Below are 18943 nucleotides of genomic sequence, written 5' to 3' on the forward strand. Positions count from 1 at the left end.
TGTTATTGTCAAACAGATAGGCTTTTAAACTGTTAAAGAGAATGGAAGCATATGTAGGCTTCCTCTCTTTATTGTTAATATTAAAAACATATCTATATGGCAAAGATTGTAGCCGATCAATTAGTGGAGATGCTCGTGCAGGCGGGTGTAAAAAGAGTATATGCAGTTACGGGAGATAGTCTCAATTTTTTTAACGAAGCTATTCGTAAAGATGGACGTATCAAATGGATTCATGTACGACATGAAGAAGTGGGGGCGTATGCCGCTGCTGCTGAAGCAGAGTTGGATGGCATTGCCTGCTGTGCGGGTAGCTGCGGTCCCGGACATGTGCACCTTATCAACGGGATGTATGATGCACATAAATCGCATGTTCCTATGCTGGTTATTGCCTCTACCATCAATACGCATGAGATGGGAATGGATTATTTTCAGGAAACAAATACCATTAAATTATTTGACGATTGTAGTTGCTACAATCAGCTTATCACTACTGCAGAACAGGCTCCACGAATTATCCAGACGGCTATTCAGCATGCGATCAGTAAAAAAGGAGTAGCTGTTATTGGTTTGCCGGGAGATGTCAGTGAACTGAAGGCCGTGGATACAGAGACATCCACACAAATCTTCCGTTGTAATCCAACGATCCGCCCCTCAGAAGATGAACTCCTAAAACTGGCTAATCTGATAAATTCAAGCAGATGTACAACTATTTACTGTGGTATTGGAGCAGAAGGAGCACATGAACAGGTTGTGCAGCTGTCTCATCACCTGAAAGCTCCTGTGGGGTATTCTTTCCGCGGGAAGATGGGTATACAACATCATAATCCGAATGAGATCGGTATGACAGGTCTGCTGGGGATGCCTTCTGCCTATCAGAGTATGCATGATTCCGATTTAGTGATTCTGCTGGGAACGGACTTTCCGTATGAAAACTTTATGCCTGTTGATAATAAAATCATTCAGATCGATACCAATGCTGAACGTCTCGGACGACGTGCAAAACTGGATTTGGGATTGATCGGTGATATCAAAGATACCATTGTGGCACTTCTGCCTTTACTGAATGAAAAGCTGGATGATAGTTTTTTGAAAAGTCAGCTTGATTTTTATGAAAAAGTAAAGGAGAATATGCATACGTATATCAATGCAAAAGGAGACGAAGATACCATTCAGCCGGAATATCTGGCGCATATCATTGATACAAGAGCTTCTGAAGACGCTATTTTTACGGTAGATACGGGGATGACCTGTGTATGGGGAGCTCGCTTTATAACGGCTACAGGTAAACGCAAAATGCTGGGATCCTTTAATCACGGATCGATGGCCAATGCGATGCCTATGGCTATAGGAGCTGCTCTGGCTTATCCGGATCGTCAGGTAATTGCTATGTGCGGGGACGGAGGTTTATCTATGTTACTGGGAGATCTCGCTACTATACGGCAGTATAATATTCCGGTCAAGATAGTTGTCTTCAATAACAGATCTCTTGGTATGGTCAAACTGGAAATGCAGGTAACAGGTCTGATGGATAACGAAACCGATATGATCAATCCCGATTTTGCAATGATCGCAGAAGCGATGGGCTTCAGAGGGATAACAGTACGTAATCCTGATGAAGTGAGCGGAGCTATAGATGCTGCATTATTACACCCCGGACCTGTATTGCTAAATGTATTTACCAATCCAAGTGCGCTGGCGATGCCTCCTAAGGTGAATCTGGATCAGATGTTTGGAATGGCAAAATCTATGACAAAACTGATGTTAGGAGGGAAGATGCAGGAGGTATTTGATACGATAAAATCTAACTATAAACATCTTAAGGAATTGTAGATAGATGTTGATTATAAGGTTGTTATAGAAATTGAAACTGTAACAACTTTATTTTTTACTTGATTTTCGAGAATAAGGAGTTATGAGTGATTTTAAAATTTAATTTTTTTTAATTCTATATTGATCAGGATGTTATAATTTCTTGTTTAAGATTTTTGATTTTTTAGATAAAAAAAGGCGATTTCTCCTTATATTTGTCCTGCTGCCCAAGTGGCGAAATGGTATACGCACCGTCTTCAGGTGGCGGCGCCGCAAGGTTTGCTGGTTCGACTCCAGTCTTGGGCACAAAAAAGGTTTACATTGAAAAATGTAAACCTTTTTTTATTTACAGAAAATCCTGTTAAAGATTTTTTTCTTTAAGCCACGAAAACAGGATCTCATAAACTTTTGTTCTGACCTCTTTTGCGGAAAGGACCAGGTCATGTACTCCGTTTTCAACTGATATAATAGTAATATCACCCGTCAGTTTTTGGGCATATTTGTGAATATCTTTAACCTCAAGTACAAGATCACTGCTGTTGACATCCTTGTTCCATTCTTTCGGTTTCTTGCTTTGATGCGAATGCATAATGAGCGCAGGCATTGTAAGAGTTGCTCCGTTATGTATGGCTCTGTGCGCCAGATGTACTGCTCTTATAAATCCTGCATACGAGTAGGGATATTGTACAGGTTTCCAATTCAGATCAAAATCCCATTCTCCCGAAAGGTCCTTATGCAGACTTCTTGCATAATAACGATTTAATCCGTTAGGAAGGCGAAGATGCGGGAATAATTTAGCCAGGCTGCTGGCAAAAGGAATTCCGATAAGTTTGGATAAAGCATCTACATTAAAGTCATAGAAGGGGCTATTCGTCCAGAGACCTTTGATTAAGGGATCATGTGGATGACGAATCGCATAATAGGTCGCTGTGAGTCCCCCTGTAGAGTGCCCGCATAGAATAACAGAATGATGTCCTTCATCAGCAATTAATCTGAGAGTCAGATCGATTTCTTCATCATACTCACGCAGGTCTCTGACATTAAATAGTTTTTGGTGGGGCAGATAAGAACGTCCGTATTTTCGCAGATCTAAGGCATAAAAGTCATATCCGTGAAGATTGAATTGTTCTGCCATTTCTGTCTGAAAGAAATAATCGATATAGCCGTGTATATACAGCACCGCTTGCCGGGTGACAATTTCACTTTTTCTACGCACTACCGTTGCCACCGCTTTTCCTTCGTAATCATCTTTGAGGATCAGCGTCCGTTGTTGATAAGGACTTCCCAGAATGTCAGCCTGATAAGAGGTTAATTGATCTTCCATATACCTGCGTTTATTCTAAATTACTGAATTTGAGCTTTAGGAGTGTATTTCATTTAACGGACTTCTACTCCGATTGTATTGTAGTGTTCTAACATGGTGCTATCCGGATCACATTCCGTTATCAGCATATGCAGAGATTTGGTCTTGGCCACATAATAATTGTCTGTACTGTTGAGTTTATCTGATGTACAAAGACCAATCGTATTGGTACTGTTCGCGATTATTTCCCGTTTCATTTCAGCGTCTTCCAGATCTTTACAATACAATTCTTCCGGAGTTATACTGGATACACCGAAGAAGTAATAATCTGCTCTGAACTTCTGAATATTCAGAAGCGTTTCGTTTCCATATGTCGCAAATGCCGTTTTAGAAAGACGGCCTCCAAGAAACAATAATTCGCACGTCGGGTGATCTTCCAGTACATTGGCAACCGGAAAACTATTTGTTATAATCGTGGCTCTGAGATCCTGCGGTAATATTTTAGCCAGCTCCAAAGCAGATGTCCCTCCATCAAAGAAAAGAAGCTGATTGTGTTTGATCAGGGATAATGCTTTGCGGGCAATGATTTTCTTTTCCTCAATATCTCTTATTTCACGTTGTCTGTAATGGTGCGGAATCTTCGACAGGGTTGTTGCACCTCCACGCACAGCTTTGAGAAGCCCCTGACTGTCGAGTTCTTTGATATCTCTTCTTACAGTGTCCTCAGATGCTGTTATAACAGCTGACAGTTCTGCATAAGAGACAACCCCTCTTTTATGGAGTTCATTTAATATGGTAGATAAGCGTTCCTGTTTTAGCATAAGCTAAAGTAGCATTTAAAATAATAAACAGCAAATATTTGCAATTTATTGCAAAATATTGCATATTGCAGCATGGTACAACAAAAAATAATTGCACTTGATATGGATGGTGTACTGGCCGATAACCAGCAGCATTATCTCACTTATTATTATAATGAAACAGGGATCCGGCTGGATCCTTCCACTATGTTAGGAAAGCCTGAAGGACTTGGGTTGCCTGATAAAACAGCGATATACCGCTATCTGCATACAGAAGGCTATTTCAGAACCTTACCGGTTGCTGAGGATGCCATAGAAGTTGTTCGGGAATTGCAGAGCAAGTACACAATCTATGTGGTATCTGCAGCAATAGAATTCCCACATTCACTTCGGGAGAAATTTGACTGGCTGGCGGAATATTTCCCTTTTATCTCCTGGAAAAATATTGTTTTCTGTGGCGATAAGAGCATCATTAAGACCGATTATCTTCTTGATGACCACATCAGTAATCTGCGTACTTTCCAGGGAAAGCCTTTACTTTTTAATTCCTTTCATAATGTAAATGAACAAGACTATGAAAGGTTGATGAACTGGAAAGAAGTAGGGGAATATTTTTTGAAATAAGAAATATCCTGCTTGTAAGATCATATCAAAAACAGGAATTGCTGCACAAACTTTGTGTGCAGCAATTCCTGATACATGTCCGGAACCTTTTCCTAATATAAAATCCTGTATAGCTTTTCAGGACGGTTGAATTCTATTTAAAGGCTTCTCTTACAGCTTTACCTCTCCATGCCTGAGGTTGTTCAAGTCCGAGTATCCAGGCTAAGGTAGCACCCGTATCATAGGTTATAATGGAACTTTTGATTTCATGATTTACTTTTACCCCCGGTCCGCTGATAATCCACGGGATCTCAACCTCATCCAGTGATTTTCCGCCGTGGCCTTTATCTATGCCTCCGTGATCAGATGTGATGAGTACAATAGTTTCGTTCGAGATACCTGCATCCTTTATTGCAGTCAGTATCTTACCTATACGTGCATCTACTGTTTTCAGAATTTCATAATATTCAGCTGTACGATGACCTTTGGCATGTCCTGTGTGATCCGGTTCATCAAAATGAATAAATGTAAACAGTGGCTTTTTGGTTTTTATGGTTTCTACAGCATCGTTAACACATTTTTCCTCATCATCATTTGCCGGCAATACATGCGTAATTGCATCTTTTTCGATCAGGTAGCCGATTCCGGGCCAGCTGTATACTGCAGCAGTGACAGCTTTTGGTTTCTGATCCCGGATTACACTGAAGATACTGGGGAACTGTTTATACGCTGAAGTCGTGTAAGCAGATGGAATCTCCGGCTTCTGACTTCCCCATTCAGTAAAACCATGCTGCGTAGGACCGGCACCCATCAACATCGATGCCCAGTTAACAGCACTGGAAGAGGGGAGAACCGAACGGGCATGCAGACTCCATGCACCGGATGCCATTACTGATTTGACATTTGGCATATCGGCTTTAGGAAGGGCATATGCACCCAATCCATCACAGCCGATTACTACAATATGCTTTGCTTTTTTGATCTGTGCCTGCAGTGTAATTACACTTAAACAAATCACTGCACATAGAAATAATTTTTTCATTGGTTATTCGATTTACAATTAATCAAATATATTCTTTTGATACGTAAGTCGCTATTTATGAAGTTTAAGCAATCGATTGTCCAACGGTTTTGTTATACAAAAATAAGGCTGAGTTTTGTAGAGAACCCAGCCTTATTTTCGTAATATGCTATATGGCTAATGCCTGTCTTCTTAGTGTTTGAAGTGGCGTACACCTGTCGTTACCATTGCAAGGCCTTTTTCATTTGCCATATCAATAGACAATTGGTCTTTGATCGATCCTCCCGGTTGTAATACCGCTGCAATACCCGCTTCTGCTGCCAGTTCCACGCAGTCAGGGAAAGGGAAAAATGCATCTGAAGCCATTGATGACCCGTTAAGATCAAAACCGAATGATTTAGCTTTTTCGATCGCTTGTTTCAGGGCATCTACGCGTGAAGTCTGTCCTACACCTGACGCTAACAGCTGACCGTCTTTTGCAAAAACAATAGTATTGGATTTGGTATGTTTCACAATTTTATTGGCAAAATACAGATCTTCCAACTGCTCGGCAGTAGGTTTAACATTCGTAACAGACGTCATCTGATCCGGATTTTCTACCGTATTGTCTTTATCCTGTTGAATGACACCGTTCAATAATGTTTTGAATTGTTGCTGAGGCAATTTTACATCTTTACGAACCAGAATAATACGGTTTTTCTTTGCTGTCAGGATAGCTTTTGCTTCTTCAGAGTAAGCAGGAGCGATTAATACCTCAAAGAAAAGATTGTTAATTTCTGTAGCTGTTTCTGCATCTACCTCACGATTTGTGATCAAAACACCTCCGAATGCGGAGACAGGATCACATGCCAGGGCATCTGTCCATGCTTGTTTTACTGTAGGACGTGAAGCCACACCACAAGCATTTGTATGTTTCAGAATCGCAAAAGTAGGTTCTTCAAATTCGTCAATAATGGATACGGCAGCATCTACATCTACCAAATTATTGTATGAAAGTTCTTTTCCGTTCAGTTTGTCAAACATAGCATCCAGGTTGCCATAGAAGACACCTTTCTGATGCGGATTTTCTCCGTAACGCAATACCTGTGCTACTTGTTCAGACTGTTTGAACACATCAAGAGGATTCTCCTGATTGAAATAGTTAAAAATAGCTGTGTCGTAGTGAGACGATGTATTGAAAGCACGTTTTGCAAATTCTTTACGTTGCTCAAGTGTCGTACTACCTTCCTGAGCTGCTAATATATTTTCAAGTTCCTGATAATCATTTTTAGAAGACAGAATAACAACATCATTGAAGTTTTTCGCAGCAGCACGGATTAGTGAAATCCCACCAATATCAATTTTTTCAATAATATCCTGTTCCTGAGCTCCGGAAGCAACTGTTTCCTCAAACGGATAAAGATCTACAATAACCAAATCAATTTCCGGAATTTCATATTGTTCCAGTTGTTTCTGGTCATCTTCCAACGGTCTTCTTGCCAGAATACCTCCGAATACTTTAGGGTGTAACGTTTTGACACGTCCGCCTAAGATAGAAGGGTAGCTGGTCAGATCTTCTACAGGTACGACACCGATACCTAAATCTTTGATAAATGCTTCGGTACCTCCGGTAGAGTAGAAGGTCACACCATGTTTGTGCAGCAGTTGAATGAGAGGCGCTAAATTGTCTTTGTAATATACAGACACTAAAGCATTTTTAATCTTTACAGGATGGCTCATTATTATTTTGTTTGGAAGCCGCAAAGATACAAAATAATACAGAATAGCCTAAGGCGTATTTTAGTAAATTATCAATTGTACTTTTTTAACAGGTTTTCAATCACTTTAGGATAGTGAAGATGTTCCAGTTGCTGGCCTTTGAATTTGATAATTTCAAGTGTATCTCCGGATTCAACCTTAAATTTAGCCTGATAAATGACTTCGCCTTCATCAAAATGCTCATTTACAAAATGAATGGTAATCCCGTGCTCCGATTCTTTGGCTTCGAGTATTGCTTTATGGACGCGATCGCCGTACATTCCTTTGCCACCAAATTTAGGGAGCAAAGCCGGGTGGATATTGATGATTTTATTTGGAAAAGCTTTCAGTAAATTTTCCGGAACAAGCCATAGAAAACCAGCTAATACAATCAGATCGATATTCAGATTTTTCAGTAGTTTAACAATATCATCTGTCTGGAAAAAATCATGTCTGTCAAATACGTGAGAAGGGATCTCAAAGTTATCCGCACGTTGCAGTACATATGACTCGGGATTATTACTTAAGATCAATGCGACCTCGGCTGTATCTGAATATTTAAAATGCTCCATTATTTTCTGAGCATTAGAACCTGATCCTGAAGCAAAAATAGCGATACGTTTTTTCACAGACTTTCTTCCTTATTGATAACCATTAACTAAAACTAACCAAAAATACTTAAATTTTTCATTAAATTATTGTAAGATATGCGTTAAATGCAGAAATTGGTGCCAAATCTTACAATTAAATTGAACTTTTATCCCTTATGAGGAAACAAATACTGCTAAAGCTCTCTTGTGCAATCTATTTGATGAGCAGCGCATTCCAACAGACAACCCTGGCGCAGCTTGCAACTTCCGGAATCAATCTCCGCTCGTATATCATGAATATGGATATGCCTCGTCTCAATCTGCAGGTCAGCAGTACCAAAGTGGTCGCTCCTGCTATTGAAATTGCGGTGACAGCAGTGGGCAGAGCTTCAGCAGAGGGAAAGAATGACGGACAAAGATTACCGCTGCTATATGACAGCTTTTGCCATCCCAGCGTCGTGTATGTGGACAACAAATGGAACGGATTCCGCTATTGGATGGCTATGTCTCCCTATTTCGGACAGACAAAGTCTGACCCCGGTTTTGAAAATCCTACTGTAGTCTGCTCCAACGACGGCATACACTGGGAAGAACCTAAAGGTATCCGTAATCCTATTGATATTCCGCCTGCAAAACCTTCACATGCGTACTGGAGTGATCCGAAATTGTATCTGGATGATAAAGGGCTTATGCATATATTCTATAGAGGGGATGCTATGCCAAACGGCAAGCTGGGTGTACGGTTTGGTGATCATGAACGTGCAATTGTACACCGGTCTTCCCGGGATGGGGCCAGCTGGTCAAAAGTATGGATGCTCTATTCATCCGATTCTGAAGGCGTAGATGCTGCAAACCTGCTGTTGTCTCCGGCAATCTTTCAGGATCATACCGGTAAATATAACTGCTACGATGTGATCTACAGTTCGGCCAAACATCCTATTGGTCCTCAGGGGAATCAGACACATGCCTTTGTTCACAGACGAACTTCTGCTCAGATCGACTCCTTTGGCAAATTCAGTACTACACAGCTGTGTAAATTTATTAACCGGCCCTGGGGAACGGGTATGGATCCCTGGCATTTGGATGCGTTTATGGTAGGACGCCTCTATTTTATGTTGGTAGATGTAGGTCGGGTCAATAATTATTATGGTAATGAACTGTATATTGCCTATAGTCAGGATGGTATTAATTTTAAAGTTATTAATACGCCTCTTTCGCCCAGCGGAGCTTATAAATCTGCGATGTATCCTATCAAAGCGGACGGCAATGAAATCCAGCTTGGGCTATACAGAGCGGATAATAAGACTGGTGTAATATCATATGAAATAGTATCTTTAATGCATAAGGACTAAATATTATATAATGAAAAAACTGATTGTTATTTTACTGAGCGTCTATTTTACAAGTCATGCTGCTGCACAAAAAGCACCGGTGACCATACCTGATTTCACCTTTTATTTATTACAGAATAATCAGCCATTCAAGCAGGATAAACTTCCTTCATCAGGATATATTGTCTTCAATTATTATGATCCGGGCTGCGGGCATTGTCAGAAAATGGCTGCCGGAATCGCCAAAAACATTGATAAATTTTCGAAAACTCAGATTTATTTTGTGACCATTAATGATAAGCCTTATGTAGACGGGTTTATTGAGATGTATATTCCTGCATTAAAAAACAGGAAAAACGTAGTCTTTTTGCATGACAAGGATATTGAGTTTATCCCTAAATTTAATCCTACGCAGTATCCGTCTGTTTACTTGTATGATGCAAAGACCAGGAAGCTGATCAAACACTTTGACGGAGAGGAAGATGCCCGGAAACTGGTCACTTATCTGAAATAGAATTTATAATGATTGGTTTCACCGGATGATGAAACCAATCATTCTTTTTTTTGCTGCAGACTGTTATTAATTTTTCTGCGTCAGCAAATAATCTAAAATTTTCATAGCGTATTCATCTGTCTCAACAGCAGAATTGGATAATACAACTACTGCGGATTTTTCGTCCGGAGCGATTCCGATAAAAGAACGGCTTCCGTTGGTTTTACCATTATGCCAGTAGAAGGTGATGCCCTCCAGCATATTGATATGCCATGCCATTCCCAGATCGGTGTCAGGAGGCAGGAAATAAGTGAATTGCTTGGTTTCTGCCATGGCTTTTTCAATATCAGTCTCCGGCATTTTAAACTGAGCGCGTGCGAATTGAAGCAGGTCTGTAACGGTAGATTTTAAAGCACCCGCACCTGCAAGTGCATTGAAATTCCAGACAGGTACCTGTTCACCTTGACTGTTATAGACAGTGACCAACTGATTGCTTTTCGGATCTGCTTTATCTGTTGTGGCATTTAAAGTGAGGGGTTTTGCAATGATCTCTTGTATAAGTTGATTATATGTTTTTTTGCTGATGACACTGATCAGATCACCTAATAATCCAAATCCTAGATTGCTGTATTCATATTTTTCACCCGGAGTTTGTGTTGCCTTGAAGGTTTTGAGATAAGCATAAAGTGCTTTACGGTCATATGCCTTATAGGGATCCAATTCGGTATAGCCTTTTACCGTTTCCAGATTACCGGGCAATCGGGGCAAACCTGACGTATGGTTAGCTAATGAGCGGAAGGTGATTTTCTGAAGATCAGTATTGATTTTGAGGGAGTCCGGCAGGTATTTTGTAATCGCATCATCCAGAGAGATTGTATTTTTTAATACTAAATCTGCTAACAATGTTGCTGTAAATACCTTTGAGATTGAACCTATTTCATACTGAGATATATCAGTTGGTAAAGTTGAATTGCCTTTGGTTGTTTCACCGAAAAAATAAGTCTTGACCTGATTGTTTTTGATTACACCAATAGAAAGCGAGACCGTATTCGGTTTTTTGAGATAGGCTTTTGCAATAGAATCCACATAAAAGTCAAGGGGAGATTCTTTTACTGATTTATCTGTCAGTACAGTATCTTTCTGTGTGTTTGTTTCTTCCTGTTTTTCAGCCTTTGGATATGGCTTTATCAGAAAAGTGTTGTAATGCAGGCTCTTGTCGATGACCAGTAAAAGCTGCATAGGGCCATCTGCATAGTCTAATCGATAAGCACCTATTCCGCTGTCAAAGCTTTCTAATGTGGCAGAGCGGATACGTCCTTTTGGGAACACATGCTGTGTCAATATGGACGCCAGTCTGCTTTTAGGAATGGCTTTTTGAAAACTCTCATCTGCCATATTATAAATGGAATCTACCTGCTGATTATTAAGGAAAAATTCAATTTTATTAAATACGGCTTTATTTTGCTGTTGTTGAGAACTTGTCTGTTGCGCTTTTAGTGAAAAAGCGATCAACAGACAAGACAGGGATATTATATATTTTGTCATTTCAGAGACAAAATTAAGCAATGAAATGCTACATACCAATTAATTGTTTTAATCTGGCATAGCCTGATTTGCTGACATTTATTTTATCTCCTGAGATGAGTGTGGCAATGTAATTTTCTTTTTCCAAAGGTTCTATTTTTGACAACTGATCGACTCTGATCATGAAAGAGCGATGTACACGGACAAAGTTTTTCGGATCGAGTTGTTTTTCAAAGGAGGACATTGTTTTGTTTTTCAGGAACATTCCTTCTTTAGTATGTATCTTCACATAGTCATCATAGGCTTCCAGAAATGTAACCTGTTGTACCGGAATAATTTTGATCTGTGAACCATTTTTCACCACTATACGTTCCAGATTTTGTTCTTCTCCTTCCAGAGATTCATTGATCTTAACAGGTGTGGCTGCCAGGGTTGACTGTTTGAAGGCTGCATTGAATTTGCTGACTGCCTGGTCGAAACGCGACTGGCTTATCGGTTTAAGCAGGTAATCTATTGCATTTTTTTCAAAAGCCTTAATTGCGAATTCATCAAAAGCTGTTGTAAAAATCACCTGTGGCTGTTCGTCAATAATTTCTAATAATTCAAAACCATTCAATTTGGGCATCTGGATATCCAGAAATATAAGGTCGGGTCTGTGCTGCTGAATAGCTTTTATCCCTTCAAAACCATCATTACATTCTGCAACAACCGTATAGTCCGGATGCTGTTGTAAATAGGCTGAAATAATACTTCTGGCAAGTGGTTCGTCATCTATAATAATGGTCTTAATCATATTGAGGTATTTTTAGGGTTGATATAAAGCTCTTATCTTTTGTTTCGGTAAATAAAAGGTCTGTGCGACCGAAGATCAGGAACAGCCTGCGTTGTACACTGCTTAGTCCGAAGCCTGTACCTTTGGTGTTTTCATACTGATCATTTTCAATAGGGTTGGTGATCCGGATCCAAAGAAGATTGTCCGCATAGGAAACCTCGACTTTGATAAGTACATCTCCGGTAATGTTGTAGAGCCCGAATTTGATGGCATTTTCCAGCAAAGGCTGAATAATCATAGTGGGCAGCTTTGTTTCAGACAACTCTTCAGGGAAATGAACTTCTGTATTCAGGCGATGTCCAAAGCGTACTTTTTCAATATCCAGATACAGCTGCAGATGAGACAGCTCATCTTTCAGTGAGATCAGACTGAGGTTATCCTTTCTCATTGTTCCTCTTAGAAAGTCGGAAAGCTGAAAAGTCATTTCACGTGCTTTCTCGGGTTTAATACCGATCAGTGCTATAATGGAATTTAAACTGTTGAACAGAAAATGCGGCTGTAACTGTTGTCTGAGGTTGTATAATTCAGCATCTCTGACCATCTTTTCCGATTCTTCCTTCCTTTTTTTATTTTCTTCATATTCTTCCTGAATATTCCATACGATCTGCAAAATAGCAATGCAGAACAAAACCAGGAAGTTGAGAATAACCCGATAAGGGATACTGAAATCAAAATAACTGATGTCTATCAAGGAGAAGATCTGCAGCAGAATAATGCGGCTCACATACAATCCCAGGGCAACGACAATAAGACCGATCGCGGATAAGCGAAGCATCTGACCTTTGCGCGGCAGGAAAAAATTAATGGTACTGGAAAGAATGTAACAACACAAAGTGATGCTTAAGGCATTAATCCCGGCATCATACAGTGCGATTTCTTTGGTTGTACCGCTCCATATCAACAGACCAAATACAACCAAAAAGTATAAAATACAGATTGTCCATGCCGAGACATGGATCAGGTAATTTTTATTTGCAGGTAACTTAAAAAATAGCATTTTCGTATGTATTATGCGTTTTTAAGTGTAATACCACCAAATATTGTACTTCCGGTAATGTATATTTTCTTGTTAGGATCAAGACCTATGCCTGATGGAAATCTGCGGTCATCCACATCACCCAATAAAGAGGAAATGTTGGAAGAAGCCTGCCAGTGACTGGGAAGGATAATTTGTGTACTTCCGAATAACTGGAATACCTCGATAGCTACCGGTTGTTGCAGATCCGCCTGTAACAAATTGATTTCCACAGAGCCGAATAAATTGGAAACACGTCCTCCGAGAAACTTTTTGGATAATACCAGTTTTTTCATTGAGCTGAATGCCGAATTTACATTCAGGATATCTTCAGACTGGGGATTGAACCTGTCATAAGAAGATTTCCCCGTACTTTGGTACGAGGATTGAAAATTAGGATCTGTATTTTCGGCTTTGTTTTCGGAAGAACCATCTGCAGCTGTTTCTTCAGAGGAATTAACCACTCGTTTGTCCCAGTCAAAGTCATCCTGACCCGGTGGTACCGGCGGCACTGGAGGTATGTAGTTTGTGTTCTTTTTAGAGATCAGGTAGTATCCAAGTATAATGATACCCAGAGGCAGTATTACTCTGCCGAAAGAAAGGTCTGTAATTTCTCTGAAGAGAAAAAGTCCACCTATGATCAACAGGATAATAGAAGCTTTGCGTTCGAATTTAGAATTTACACCTATAATAAGACCAACTACCACCAATATCATTGGCCAGCTAAACAACCAGTCAGGAAACAGATCTCCGATATTAAGGTTTTTTAATAGTAATGCTAATCCTGTTATAATAATGATTGCTCCTATGGTATTACGGTTGTCGTTCGGCATGCGCGGGATATTAGGAGGCGTCGAGTTATTATTTGTCGTTTTCATTGTTTTATTTGTTTTACTATGTTTTTGATAGTTCAAATGTAGAGCTAATATAAGGAGAGCAAAACACTATTTAGGTTATCTGAATCAAAAAGTCGGTGAATATCGCTTTTTTATCGGTAAAATGTTTTCCAGCCATTATTTGCCATAAAAAAAGGAATATTTTCCTATTTTGAGAAAAATAATATGTTTTTTATTATTAAAATTTGGAGAAAAGAATATAATTATTATATATTTATGACGGAAAATGGAACTTAAACTTAAATAGTTAATAATGGGAGATTTTGAAAACAAAGAGCGCGAAGAGGTATTTTCAAAAAAAGTGAGAGCTGGAAAACGTACTTATTTTTTTGATGTAAAGGCAACTCGTTCAGACGATTATTACATTACCATCACAGAAAGTAAAAAACGTTTTGAAGACGGACAGTTTATCAAACACAAGATTTTCTTGTATAAAGAGGATTTTGAAAAATTTGCTGAAGGATTAAAAGATGTTGTGGAATACATCAAGTCGAATCAGGATGTTGTTGAAAAACGTTACGAGCCTAATTTTGAAGATGCAGGTTATGCTGAGGGTAGCAAAATTGCTCAGAGAGACGACTTTTCATTCTAAGGTGTGTCTAGCCTAGAATAAGAGCCACTATTCCCATAGTGGCTTTTTTTATAAAGATGTTACATCTGTTTGCTGAAAAGCAGATGTAATATGCTTATTTTCGAAGAACTTAAAAAATAACTTCAAACTTAATATGAATAAATATGCTGCCGGTTTTTTCGGCTTGTTTGTACTCTTCTATCAGCACAGTGATGCACAGACAAAGCGTCTGAATTTTGAACAGTCATGGGGAAGACAGCCTTCTGTTACCAAACCGATCACATCCTTTTCCGGATGGGCAGACGGTACACATTATCTGGAAGGTAATCCCAGAGATAAACAAATGTTTCAGGTAGATGTCAGCACGGGAGAACGAAAAAGCTATACTGTTCCGACAAAATCAGGTACTACGGTAGAAGTAAAAGATAAAGATGTGCAGATTCGTTTTGCGGACGGTACCGTCAGAAAACTTACGAATTCACCGGATGTAGAGGAACAAAACCCAACTTTGTCTCCGGACGGGAATTATGTCGCTTTCACCAGAGCAAGCAATCTGTTTGCTGTACAGGTCTCATCCGGTAAGGAGATTCAGTATACAACAGACGGTACAGATGTCATCTATAACGGTTATTCTTCGTGGGTGTATTATGAAGAAATATTGGGCAGATCTACTAATTATAAAGCCTTCTGGTGGTCGCCGGATAGCAAAAAACTGGCCTTTATGCGGTTTGATGATACTGAAGTGCCTATGTTTCCCATTTATGTATCCAAAGGGCAGCATGGATATCTGGAAAAGACACGCTATCCTAAAGCCGGAGATAAAAATCCTTTGGTAAAGGTCGGAGTTGTGAATACTGACGGAGGAGCTGTAGTCTGGGCAGATTTTAATGAACAGGATGATCAGTACTTTGGCGAGCCTTACTGGGCATTTAACAGTGAGAATATTATGGTGCAATGGATGAACCGTGAGCAGAATAATTTAAAATTCTATCAGGTAAACCCGCAGACTGGAGCGAAGAAAGAAATCTATGATGAGAAACAGCCTTCCTGGATCAATCTGGATCACGATGAGCGTATTACCTATTTGTCGGACAATAAGCATTATATTCTAAAATCTGACAAGACGGGCTGGGCACATTATTACCTGTATACGTTAGATGGTAAACTGATTAATCCTATTACTTCAGGAGACTGGCAGGTTACGTCTATTGCGCACATTGATGAGAAAGCAAAGGTTCTGTATGTGAATGCCCGAAAAGAGAATTCAGCAACAGTAGATCTATACCGGGTAGATTTTTCAGGCAAAAACTTTAAGAGACTTACTTTCGGGGACTATACGCACAATGTGTCTGTATCTCCTGATGCTAAATACTTTATAACTAATTATTCAAATATCAATACACCCAATAAAGTAGCGTTATTGCGTACAGACGGAAAACTGATTCGTGAACTGGCAGACAGTAAAAGTGAAAGTTTTGCGGACTATAAAATTGGTAAGACAGAGTATCTGACTATTCCATCTGATGACGGCAAATATCAGCTTCCGGTTATAATTACTTATCCTACTGATTTTGATGAATCAAAATCTTATCCTGTCGTGATGAGTATCTATGGAGGGCCGGATGCCGGAACTGTCAAGAATACCTGGAAAGGGACTTCAAACCAGTATTGGGCTAATGAAGGTATTATCCAAATCGCGGCGGATCACAGGGCTTCCGGTCATTTTGGTAAACAGGGAGTGGCGCTTATGCACAGAAATCTGGGACATTGGGAAATGATAGATTATATCACAGTAGCGAAATGGCTGAAGGCAAAACCCTGGGTCAAAAAAGATAAATTGCTGATCACAGGACATAGTTATGGGGGATATATGACATGTATGGCACTGACTAAGGGATCAGATTATTTTGATTACGGAATAGCTGGCGCTCCTGTGACCAGTTGGGAATTATACGATACACATTATACAGAGCGCTGGATGGATACGCCTCAGGATAATCCGGAAGGGTATAAGAGCGGATCTGTCCTGACTTACACTGATAAATATAAAGGTGGTCTGCGTATCATGCATGGTGATCTGGATGATAATGTGCATCTGCAGAACACGATTCAGCTGGTGGACAAACTGACAGACAGAGATAAAGCATTTGAACTGATGATCTATCCTGGAAGCCGGCATGGTTTTGAAGCATCCAAACGTAAATATGATTTTAATGAGCGTGTTCGTTTTTATTATCAGTATCTGCTGGAGAAACCTGTTCCTCAGGATTTTAAATAGGTTTTTTTAACGCTTGAATATAGAATAGAGGTTTTGCTGCTTGTCAGTTAAAACCTCTTTTCGTTTATTATTGTTAAAAACTGTTTTTTTGGGTAAAAACGGACGGAAGGAGTTGATGCACACGAAAATAAATCACATCTTTGCGGTAATTCTATGAGTTCCATGATACAATACTTAAAGGAAAGCACGTTTGCTGTAAATGAGGTGTTTGCAAAATCTGTAAACATCCTGAAAAATCATTATTTTTCGGTGGCAGGACTATGTTTTTTATTATTTGTCACTTCCAACTTGTCCAGTATGCTGGCCAGTTATATGGGTGAGTTCAATATTTTTTTAAGTGGTTTCATGGCTCTGGTTTTTATGATTTTTTATTTCGGGGTGAACCTTACCCTGTTTAAATACATCATGGAGATTATTGATAAAGAGGATGGCGCTAAATTATCTGTTTCTATTCCGAGTACAAAAGAGCTTCTTTACTTTTTTACGGCTATGCTGATCATACTGGGGGTGTCTATGGTTATTCTGCTCATTATCTCTGTGGTTTGCTGGCCCTTAATTTATATCAAAAAAGAAGTCAGCACAATGGCCAGTGTATCTCTGATTGTTTCAGCTATACTTACCTTCCTGTTTATTATCCGGGTAGCTTTTTATCCGTTCTTTATTATGGATAAGCATGCGAGTTCATTCCGGTCTATCCGATTGAGCTTTGCGTTGACAAAAGGCAATGTCACTAAATTATTGCTGATTCTATTTTGTTTTGCTATACTCCATATTCTGCAGGTTTATTTCAATTTTGCAGGATATACTTTTTTTTCCATATTTTTAAGCATCATCAATTCGTTCCTGGTTGTACCTTTATCGAGTATTGTGATTACGGTGGCCTACCGGAATATGATGACTGCCTATGCAGGCGGAGAGAATCCGGAGATTTTAAAGAATATTATTTAAGAAATTTAACAACACTTGGAGTATAAAACAATAGCGGTACTGGGTTCGACAGGTAGTGTGGGTACACAGGCATTAGATGTGGTCGAATCTTTTCCCGAACGATTAAAGGTATCCGTCCTTACCGCAGGATCAAATGCGGATTTACTTATCAAGCAAGCCCTTCAGTTTCAACCCCGCGCTGTCGTTATAGTAGATGACAGTCAGTATCTTTGTGTGAAGGAGGCTCTTGCCGGGCATCCTATAGCCGTCAGCTCAGGAGAGGCTGCTTTGGAAGAGGTTGTGCAATATGAGGATATCGATATCGTATTGAATGCAATTGTCGGTTCTGCAGGACTTCGATCTACTGTACGAGCAATTCAGAGTGGAAAAGATATTGCTCTGGCCAATAAGGAGACGCTGGTGGTGGCAGGAGAGTTGGTCATGGGACTTGCCCGTAAGCATCAGGTGCGTATGCTGCCGGTGGATTCGGAGCATTCTGCGATTTTTCAGTGCCTTACCGGTGAAGAAGCCAACCCGATTGAAAAAATATATCTGACCGCTTCCGGAGGACCTTTCAGAGGTAAAGATCTGGATTTCCTGTCTTCCGTGACAAAGCAGCAGGCGTTGAAGCATCCAAACTGGTCAATGGGCGCCAAGATTACCATTGATTCGGCTTCTCTTATGAATAAGGGACTGGAAGTGATAGAGGCCAAATGGCTGTTTGATCTTGATGTAAGTCAGGTAGATGTGATTGTACACCCGCAATCTATTATCCATTCACTGGTGCAATTCAGAGACGGTTCTATGAAAGCGCAGATGGGATTGCCTGATATGAAGTTGCCTATTCAATATGCGCTGACTTATCCGTACCGATGGGAGAATACGTTTGAACGATTTGATTTTGCTAATTTTGCAAGTCTTACATTTGAACCTGCCGATACAAAAACATTTCGTAATTTGGCGATTGCTTATGAAGCATTACGTCAGGGCGGGAATAGTGCTTGTGTCATGAATGCTGCAAATGAGATTGTGGTGGATGCTTTTCTGAAAGAAAAAGTGTCATTTCTGGGCATGAGTGAAGTGATAGAAAAAACACTGGAACGTGTGCAGCATGTAGCAACTCCTACATTGGAAGATTATTTATATGCCGATCAGGAGAGCAGAAGGATTGCTCAGGAGTTGATTTAAGAATTAATGTAAAAGATTAAAAAGT

The 18943-nt window shown here is 39.8% G+C and carries 17 protein-coding genes and 1 tRNA gene; 9 read left to right on the forward strand and 9 right to left on the reverse strand.

Annotated features, from left to right (window positions below; all coding sequences use genetic code 11):
• Positions 1 to 96 precede the first annotated feature (96 nt).
• Both HMPREF0766_RS03250 and HMPREF0766_RS03255 read left to right on the forward strand, forming a co-directional pair.
• Complete coding sequence (locus HMPREF0766_RS03250; protein WP_002993679.1) at positions 97 to 1830, forward strand: thiamine pyrophosphate-dependent enzyme; 1734 nt, start codon at positions 97 to 99, stop codon at positions 1828 to 1830.
• A 204-nt stretch (positions 1831 to 2034) separates the two neighbouring features.
• A tRNA-Leu gene (locus HMPREF0766_RS03255) sits at positions 2035 to 2115 on the forward strand.
• A 55-nt stretch (positions 2116 to 2170) separates the two neighbouring features.
• On the opposite strand, the gene HMPREF0766_RS03260 is transcribed toward HMPREF0766_RS03255, so the two are convergent.
• Together HMPREF0766_RS03260 and HMPREF0766_RS03265 are read right to left on the reverse strand one after the other, a co-directional pair.
• Positions 2171 to 3133: an alpha/beta hydrolase gene (locus tag HMPREF0766_RS03260; RefSeq protein ID WP_002993682.1), complete on the reverse strand. Its 963-nt coding sequence runs from the start codon at positions 3131 to 3133 to the stop codon at positions 2171 to 2173.
• A gap of 53 nt (positions 3134 to 3186) precedes the next feature.
• Positions 3187 to 3933, reverse strand: a complete 747-nt coding sequence (locus tag HMPREF0766_RS03265) for a DeoR/GlpR family DNA-binding transcription regulator (protein WP_002993685.1) — start codon at positions 3931 to 3933, stop codon at positions 3187 to 3189.
• A 72-nt stretch (positions 3934 to 4005) separates the two neighbouring features.
• Here HMPREF0766_RS03265 and HMPREF0766_RS03270 point away from each other — a divergent pair, with 72 nt between their 5' ends.
• The gene (locus tag HMPREF0766_RS03270) at positions 4006 to 4536 is read left to right on the forward strand and encodes a 5' nucleotidase, NT5C type (protein WP_002993688.1); all 531 of its coding nucleotides are present in this window, start codon (positions 4006 to 4008) and stop codon (positions 4534 to 4536) included.
• Between the two features lie 133 nt (positions 4537 to 4669).
• On the opposite strand, the gene HMPREF0766_RS03275 is transcribed toward HMPREF0766_RS03270, so the two are convergent.
• From HMPREF0766_RS03275 to purN, 3 genes are all read right to left on the reverse strand, one after another.
• Entirely contained in the window at positions 4670 to 5557 is an 888-nt protein-coding gene (locus HMPREF0766_RS03275; protein ID WP_002993691.1) for an alkaline phosphatase family protein, read from the reverse strand.
• Positions 5558 to 5728: 171 nt separating this feature from the next.
• Entirely contained in the window at positions 5729 to 7255 is a 1527-nt protein-coding gene (purH, locus tag HMPREF0766_RS03280; RefSeq protein ID WP_002993693.1) for a bifunctional phosphoribosylaminoimidazolecarboxamide formyltransferase/IMP cyclohydrolase, read from the reverse strand.
• Between the two features lie 71 nt (positions 7256 to 7326).
• Positions 7327 to 7902, reverse strand: a complete 576-nt coding sequence (gene purN, locus HMPREF0766_RS03285) for a phosphoribosylglycinamide formyltransferase (protein WP_002993695.1) — start codon at positions 7900 to 7902, stop codon at positions 7327 to 7329.
• Positions 7903 to 8039: 137 nt separating this feature from the next.
• Here purN and HMPREF0766_RS03290 point away from each other — a divergent pair, with 137 nt between their 5' ends.
• Positions 8040 to 9215 (forward strand): glycoside hydrolase family protein, encoded by a 1176-nt coding sequence (locus tag HMPREF0766_RS03290; RefSeq protein WP_002993697.1) that lies wholly within the window; start codon positions 8040 to 8042, stop codon positions 9213 to 9215.
• 10 nt (positions 9216 to 9225) lie between these two features.
• Positions 9226 to 9708: a peroxiredoxin family protein gene (locus tag HMPREF0766_RS03295; protein WP_002993700.1), complete on the forward strand. Its 483-nt coding sequence runs from the start codon at positions 9226 to 9228 to the stop codon at positions 9706 to 9708.
• A 66-nt stretch (positions 9709 to 9774) separates the two neighbouring features.
• Here HMPREF0766_RS03295 and HMPREF0766_RS03300 read toward each other — a convergent pair whose 3' ends face one another.
• From HMPREF0766_RS03300 to HMPREF0766_RS03315, 4 genes are read right to left on the reverse strand one after another with little or no spacing between them, the layout of a single operon-like run.
• Positions 9775 to 11232, reverse strand: a complete 1458-nt coding sequence (locus HMPREF0766_RS03300; RefSeq protein ID WP_002993704.1) for a serine hydrolase — start codon at positions 11230 to 11232, stop codon at positions 9775 to 9777.
• Positions 11233 to 11260: 28 nt separating this feature from the next.
• Positions 11261 to 12004 (reverse strand): LytR/AlgR family response regulator transcription factor, encoded by a 744-nt coding sequence (locus HMPREF0766_RS03305; protein WP_002993707.1) that lies wholly within the window; start codon positions 12002 to 12004, stop codon positions 11261 to 11263.
• On the reverse strand, positions 11997 to 13040 hold the full coding sequence (locus tag HMPREF0766_RS03310; RefSeq protein WP_002993709.1) for a sensor histidine kinase: 1044 nt from the start codon (positions 13038 to 13040) through the stop codon (positions 11997 to 11999). The genes HMPREF0766_RS03305 and HMPREF0766_RS03310 overlap by 8 nt, the downstream gene beginning before the upstream one ends.
• Before the next feature lie 11 nt (positions 13041 to 13051).
• Positions 13052 to 13936: a LiaF transmembrane domain-containing protein gene (locus tag HMPREF0766_RS03315; protein ID WP_232279809.1), complete on the reverse strand. Its 885-nt coding sequence runs from the start codon at positions 13934 to 13936 to the stop codon at positions 13052 to 13054.
• 271 nt (positions 13937 to 14207) lie between these two features.
• Between HMPREF0766_RS03315 and HMPREF0766_RS03320 the strand changes: the two genes are divergently transcribed.
• From HMPREF0766_RS03320 to HMPREF0766_RS03335, 4 genes are all read left to right on the forward strand, one after another.
• Entirely contained in the window at positions 14208 to 14546 is a 339-nt protein-coding gene (locus tag HMPREF0766_RS03320; RefSeq protein ID WP_002993713.1) for a DUF3276 family protein, read from the forward strand.
• 133 nt (positions 14547 to 14679) lie between these two features.
• Positions 14680 to 16803 (forward strand): S9 family peptidase, encoded by a 2124-nt coding sequence (locus tag HMPREF0766_RS03325; RefSeq protein WP_002993717.1) that lies wholly within the window; start codon positions 14680 to 14682, stop codon positions 16801 to 16803.
• 162 nt (positions 16804 to 16965) lie between these two features.
• A complete protein-coding gene (locus HMPREF0766_RS03330) occupies positions 16966 to 17751 on the forward strand; it encodes a hypothetical protein (protein WP_002993719.1) in 786 nt (261 codons plus the stop codon).
• A gap of 15 nt (positions 17752 to 17766) precedes the next feature.
• Entirely contained in the window at positions 17767 to 18918 is a 1152-nt protein-coding gene (locus HMPREF0766_RS03335) for a 1-deoxy-D-xylulose-5-phosphate reductoisomerase (RefSeq protein WP_002993721.1), read from the forward strand.
• Positions 18919 to 18943 lie beyond the last annotated feature (25 nt).

Source organism: Sphingobacterium spiritivorum ATCC 33861, assembly GCF_000143765.1.
GTDB classification, from domain to species: domain Bacteria; phylum Bacteroidota; class Bacteroidia; order Sphingobacteriales; family Sphingobacteriaceae; genus Sphingobacterium; species Sphingobacterium spiritivorum.